At 64.4% G+C, this 5,554-nt stretch carries 6 protein-coding genes; 3 read left to right on the top strand and 3 right to left on the bottom strand.

Annotation, left to right across the window (positions count from 1 at the left end; translation table 11 throughout):
- On the top strand, positions 1–345 hold a 345-nt coding region (locus ACSLE4_RS04585), incomplete at its 5' end, for a sigma-70 family RNA polymerase sigma factor (protein ID WP_435903298.1).
- Positions 346–452: 107 nt separating this feature from the next.
- Positions 453–1,262 (top strand): alpha/beta fold hydrolase, encoded by an 810-nt coding sequence (locus tag ACSLE4_RS04580; RefSeq protein ID WP_435903297.1) that lies wholly within the window; start codon positions 453–455, stop codon positions 1,260–1,262.
- Here ACSLE4_RS04580 and ACSLE4_RS04575 read toward each other — a convergent pair.
- On the bottom strand, positions 1,222–3,051 hold the full coding sequence (locus ACSLE4_RS04575; RefSeq protein ID WP_435903296.1) for a monovalent cation:proton antiporter-2 (CPA2) family protein: 1,830 nt from the start codon (positions 3,049–3,051) through the stop codon (positions 1,222–1,224). The genes ACSLE4_RS04580 and ACSLE4_RS04575 overlap by 41 nt on opposite strands.
- A 108-nt stretch (positions 3,052–3,159) precedes the next feature.
- Between ACSLE4_RS04575 and chrA the strand changes: the two genes are divergently transcribed.
- Complete coding sequence (gene chrA, locus ACSLE4_RS04570; RefSeq protein WP_435903295.1) at positions 3,160–4,485, top strand: chromate efflux transporter; 1,326 nt, start codon at positions 3,160–3,162, stop codon at positions 4,483–4,485.
- Between the two features lie 57 nt (positions 4,486–4,542).
- Here the strand turns inward: chrA and ACSLE4_RS04565 are convergent, their stop codons facing one another.
- Together ACSLE4_RS04565 and ACSLE4_RS04560 are read right to left on the bottom strand one after the other, a co-directional pair.
- Complete coding sequence (locus tag ACSLE4_RS04565; protein WP_435903294.1) at positions 4,543–4,860, bottom strand: hypothetical protein; 318 nt, start codon at positions 4,858–4,860, stop codon at positions 4,543–4,545.
- Between the two features lie 99 nt (positions 4,861–4,959).
- Positions 4,960–5,554, bottom strand: a 595-nt coding sequence (locus tag ACSLE4_RS04560; protein WP_435903293.1) for a CorA family divalent cation transporter, incomplete at its 5' end; no start/stop codon positions are given.

Below are 5,554 nucleotides of genomic sequence, written 5' to 3'. Positions count from 1 at the left end.
TCATCGCTCAACGCGCCCGTGCGCAACGACGCGGAGAGCGGCGAGTGGATGGACTGGCTAGTCGACGACACCTCCATCGACCAGGAGACGGCGCTGGCGGAGTCCGAAGAAAAAGAGCAGCGCCACGACATGCTGCAAGACGCGCTCGAAACGCTGAACGAACGCGAGCGCCGCGTGTTCGAAGCGCGCCGCCTCTCCGAGGACCCGCTGACGCTGGAGCAACTCTCCACGGAATTCGGCGTGTCGCGCGAACGCATCCGCCAGATCGAGGTCCGCGCCTTCGAAAAGGTACAGAAAGCGGTACAGAAAGCCGCCGCCGCGGCCGAGCCCGAACCGGTCGACTAGCGCATCAGCCTCCTTCCCGCGTCCGAACCATTCGCGTCTCGCGCGGGTGGGAGCGCGCGCGAGAACCCGCTAGAGTAAGCGCCGCTTTCGCGGGGGGATGGACACTGGTGAAACATTTGAAAGTCGACGGCGTCGAGATCGCCTATCTCGACGAGGGCAAGGGCCCTTGCGCAATCCTCGGCCATTGTTCCAGCGCCTCCCACAAGGAATGGCTGCCGCTGATCGAGACCCTGAAAGCGGACTGGCGCGTGCTGGCGCCCGACTTCATCGGCTACGGACAATCAGATCCATGGCCCATCGACAAGCCGTTCAGCATCGAAGCCGACGTCAAGGTGCTGTTGGCGCTCGCCAGAAAGACCAAGAGCAGGCTTCACCTGGTCGGTCACTCCTACGGTGCGGCGCTCGCTCTCGAGGCCGCGCGCAAGCTGGGCGCCCGGGTCAAGAGTCTCACTTTGGTCGAGCCGGTCTCGTTCCATCTGCTGCGTATCGAAAACCGCCCCGAATGGAAGGATGTCGAGAAGCTCGGCGTATCGGTGCTCGATCCCGTGGCCAAAGGTGACGACCGCAAGGCCGCCGCCGCCTTCATGGGCTATTGGCTCGGCCGCTGGCGCTGGTGGCTATCACCGGAGCGTTTCAAGAGCGCCATCGCCACCACGATCCCGAAAGTCGCGCTCGAGTTCTCCATCGCCATCGACGCACAGACGACGCTTGCGGACTATGCCGAAATCGAAGCGCCGGTGTTGCTCATCGTCGGCGCCAAGACGCCGCCGCCGACCCGTGCCGTGATCGAGCTGCTAAACGGCGCGCTGCCCAACGCGAAAGTCGAGACGCTGAAGGGCGCCGGACACATGAGCCCTTTCACCCATCCAGCCGAACTCAACCAACTGATCCTCGATCATCTCGCCGCTCACCGCTAGCCGGGCTATCACCGTCGCCGAGATCCTGGATATCCTTGGTGAACAACTCCTCCAGCTCGACCGCGGCGGAGAGCGCATTGGCGCGCATCTTTTCCTGGTCGGTGTAGATCTTGTAGTCGTCGTAAAGGCGCTTCTCGTCGTGCCGCCTGAAGGTCGCGATCAAGCGTGTCACCTCGTCCGGCTTCAAGCCGAGCCCGCGCAAGAGTTGCCTGGTGAGCTCAAGCGCCGAGAGGAAGGTCTCACGCTCGATGATGGTGACCCCCAGATCCAAGAGCCTATGCACATGGATGCGGTCCCTGGCCCGGGCGTAGATCGGCAGATCGGGAAAATTCTCGCGCACGACCTCGGCCACCCTGATCGACGCATCGACGTTGTCGATGGCGAGTACGAAGGCTTGCGCCTTGCGCGCCCCGGCGGCCCGCAAGATGTCGATACGTCCCGCGTCGCCATAGTAGATCTTCGCGCCGAACCGCTTGACGAAGTCCACTTGCGCGATGCTGGTGTCGAGCGCGGTGAAGGGGATGTGCCGTGCGCGCAGGACGCGGGCAACGATTTGCCCGAAGCGGCCGAAACCGGCGATGATTACATGCTGCTCGCCTTCCGGCGGTATCTCGTAGTCCGGCGGCGCCGGTTTCAGGGCGCGCGCCACCACGTCGTCGATCAGCAGAAGCAGCGGCGTTGCCGCCATGGACAGGGTGACGGCGAGCGTCAGCAGACTGGCCGTGTCGCGGCCGATCACGCCTTCGAACATTCCCACCGAGAACAGCACGAACGCGAACTCGCCGCCCTGGCTGAGAATGATGCCCAAACGGCGTGCCGATGCGTTGGCAAGTCCCCACCAGCGGCCGAGCCCGTAAAGAACGGTGGTCTTCACCAGAAGCAGACCCGCAACGATGGCCAGCAGCGCCCAAGGCTGCGCCACCAGCACCGAAAGGTCGATGGACATGCCCACCGCGATGAAAAACACGGCAAGCAGCAGACCTTCGAACGGCGCGATATCCGCCTCGATCTGATGGCGGTATTCCGAGTCCGCCAGCAAGGCGCCCGCGATGAAGGAACCTAGGGCCGCGGAGAGTCCGACTGCCTCCATGATCAGCGCCACGCCGACCACGGTAAGCAGGGCGCTGGCCGTCATGGCCTCGCGCACGCCCGTGGCAGCAACCAGACGATACAGCCGGCTCAACAGGAACCGTCCGACCAAGATCACGCCGGCGATCGTGAGGATCGCGAGCCCGGCGCTGCCGAGGTCCATCTTCGGCTCCTCGCCGCCAAGGGCGAAGAGCGGCACGAGCGCGATCAAGGGTATCGCCGCGAGGTCCTGGAACAGCAGCACGGAGAATGCAAGCCGCCCATGCCGCGTGGTGAGCTCGCCCCGCTCCTCCATGACTTGAAGCGCGAACGCGGTCGACGACAGCGATAGGGCGAGACCGATGAACAGCGCCTGCCAAGTGGGGAGCCCTAGGGCAACGCCAATAGCCGCAAGTATAAAGGCCGTGATGACCAGCTGCGCCGCGCCGAGGCCAAAAATGGCCGAGCGCATCGACCACAAGCGGATCGGCCGCAGCTCGAGCCCGATCACGAACAGGAGCAGTACAACCCCGAACTCGCCGAAATGCAGGACCTGATCCGCGTCTTCGAGGGCGTAGTACCGGCCAAGCACATAGGGCCCGATGACGACACCGGCGGCGAGGTAGCCGAGCACAGCGCCGATGCGCAGGAACCGGCCGATAGGGGCAGCAATGGCGGCGGCGGCCAGAAACACGACCACCTGAAGCAACGCCGTTGTCATGCTCGCCGAATATCCTCCCGCTTTTGGGTATCACGCGATTCGCGGGGCAGCCAGCGGCGAGCATAGTGGCGATTGCCGCAGGGCGCGCCAGGCTTTACGAAGAGGCCGATGGAAACGCTGCAAGACGGCGCCGCCAGCGCCCGCCCCGCGCCCAGTCTTCGCGACGCGCTGCCCGTGTGGGCGAAAATCGGCGTCATATCGTTCGGCGGGCCCGCCGGTCAAATCGCTTTGATGCACCGAGTTTTGGTCGAAGAGCGTGGCTGGATCGGCCGTGAGCGGTTCCTGCATGCGCTCAATTTCTGCATGCTTCTGCCGGGGCCCGAGGCCATGCAGCTCGCCACCTATGTGGGCTGGCGGCTGCACGGCACGCTTGGCGGGCTCGCCGCGGGGCTCTTGTTCGTGCTGCCCGGCGCGGCCGTGGTCCTGGCACTGTCCATCGCTTATGTCTGGTACGGGCAGGTGCCGCTGGTCGAGGCGGCATTCGTGGGCATCAAGGCCGCCGTCCTCGTGATCGTCATCGACGCCTTGATCAAGGTGGCGCGCCGTGCGCTACACCGGCCGCACGATTGGGCCATCGCCGCGGCCGCCTTCATCGCCATCTTCTTCTTCGCTGTCCCCTTCCCCCTGATCATCGCCGCAGCAGCTCTACTCGGCTACCTACTGGCGCTGGTCGTTCCCGTGCCGGTGCCGCCCCCCCTCGACGCGCCGCCCGTGCCCTTCACGCAGACCCTGCGCACCGGGGCGCTTTGGCTCGCCATCTGGATCCTGCCGCTTGTCGCCGTGAGCGTCGCCTTCGCCGGCACACCCGTCTTCACGGACATTTCGCTGTTCTTCTCGACGCTCGCCGTGGTCACCTTCGGCGGCGCCTACGCCGTGCTTGCCTACATGGCCCAACAAGCTGTCGAGACTTATGGCTGGCTCGGCGCGGGCGAAATGCTGGACGGGCTGGGGCTTGCCGAGACCACACCGGGCCCGCTGATCCTCGTCACGGAGTTCGTCGGCTTTCTCGGCGCCTACCGCAACGGTGGCGCGCCCCAACTGGCCTTCGGCCTTTTGGGTGCCGCGGTGACGTTGTGGGCGACGTTTGCCCCGTGCTTCTTATGGATCTTCGTCGGAGCGCCCTACGTGGAGCGCCTCGCCTCGAACGCCAAACTCGCCGGTGCGCTGCGCGGCGTCACCGCTTCGGTGGTCGGCGTGATCTTGAATTTGAGCCTGTGGTTCGCGCTGCACGTCATCTTCGCGCGCGTGAGCCTCGAACAGCACGGTCCGTTACGGCTTTGGGTTCCGGACCCCGTGAGTTTCAACTGGCAGGCTGCGGTTCTCGCGGTGGGCGCCGCGGGGCTGCTCTTGGTTTTACGCCTTGGTATTCTCACGACGCTGGGCGTTACCGCGGGTGCCGCACTTGCCCTATCGACGTTGCCCGGCGCCCCATAAATGAAAAGCGCGGGCTTGCGCCCGCGCTTTGCAAAAAAAAGTCTGTGCACCGAGAGCTTAGTCGCGGGGCACCCAAAGATTGACGAACGGCGCGCGAACCCACGTGCCGCGCGGGCCCTTGCGGACCGAGGTCAAAGGCGCCTCGACATCGGTATAGGCATCGTTCGTGCGCACCGAGGTGGTCGGCGCATCGACATCGGTGTCATAGCCGTTGCTGCGCCACCAGCGGCGGTTCCGCCAGCCGGCCTCTTTCACCAGTGTATTCTCGACTGATGGCTTCGCGAGTCCGGCGGGTCCGGCAGTGGCCGGCGCGGGCAGGAACATGGAGGCGGCAAAAAACGCCGCGACGAAACCGGAAATGATCAGACGGGTCATCCTTACTCCTCTTCGGGGGTTAGGGGGTTGCCTGTGATCTCTGCTCGAAGTATATGAGGCTAATGTGGCGAGAGCGTGCGCCGTTCGCAAGCCCCAAACCTACAGCCATCCTTTGTGTTTAAAGTAAACGTAAGGCAACACGGCAAAAAGCACCATGAGTCCGAGCGCGAACGGATAACCGAAAACCCACTGCAACTCGGGCATGATCTCGAAGTTCATGCCGTAGATCGAGGCGATCAGGGTGGGCGGCAGGAACACCACCGCCGCCACCGAGAAAATCTTGATGATGTCGTTCTGCTGGATCTGGATCATGCCGAGCGTCGCATCGAGCAGGAAGATGATCTTGCCCGACAGGAACGTCGCGTGATCGGTGAGTGAATTCACATCGCGCGCGGCGGCCCGCACGCGGGCATAGAGGGGCTTACCTTCCTTGCGCTCATTGACGGTGAAGGCGAGAAACGTCAGCAAGCGCCCCAGCGAGTGGCAGCTCTCGCGAGCTTTCGAGGCCACCTCGCCCTCCCGCCCGATCGATTGCAGCACCACGTCGAAGCGGCGTTGGCGCGCGGCGACAGCTCCTTTGTTCTCGAACACCGAGTGCGACAGCGTCTCTACTTCACCCTGAATACGCTCGATGAAGTCCGCGAGACGATCGACGATGGTGTCGAGCAGGCCCATCAACACCGTGGTGCCGCTG

Origin of the sequence: Methyloceanibacter sp. (assembly GCF_051306395.1) — a bacterium.
Classification (GTDB): domain Bacteria; phylum Pseudomonadota; class Alphaproteobacteria; order Rhizobiales; family Methyloligellaceae; genus Methyloceanibacter.
This window is presented reverse-complemented; position numbering and strand designations above follow the sequence as displayed.

Bases quoted from the DNA above. Each gene is read 5' to 3' on its own strand.
- chrA (WP_435903295.1), top strand. From the start codon at position 3,160: ATGGAAACGCTGCAAGACGGCGCCGCCAGCGCCCGCCCCGCGCCCAGT.
- ACSLE4_RS04565 (WP_435903294.1), bottom strand. From the start codon at position 4,860: ATGACCCGTCTGATCATTTCCGGTTTCGTCGCGGCGTTTTTTGCCGCC.
- ACSLE4_RS04575 (WP_435903296.1), bottom strand. From the start codon at position 3,051: ATGACAACGGCGTTGCTTCAGGTGGTCGTGTTTCTGGCCGCCGCCGCC.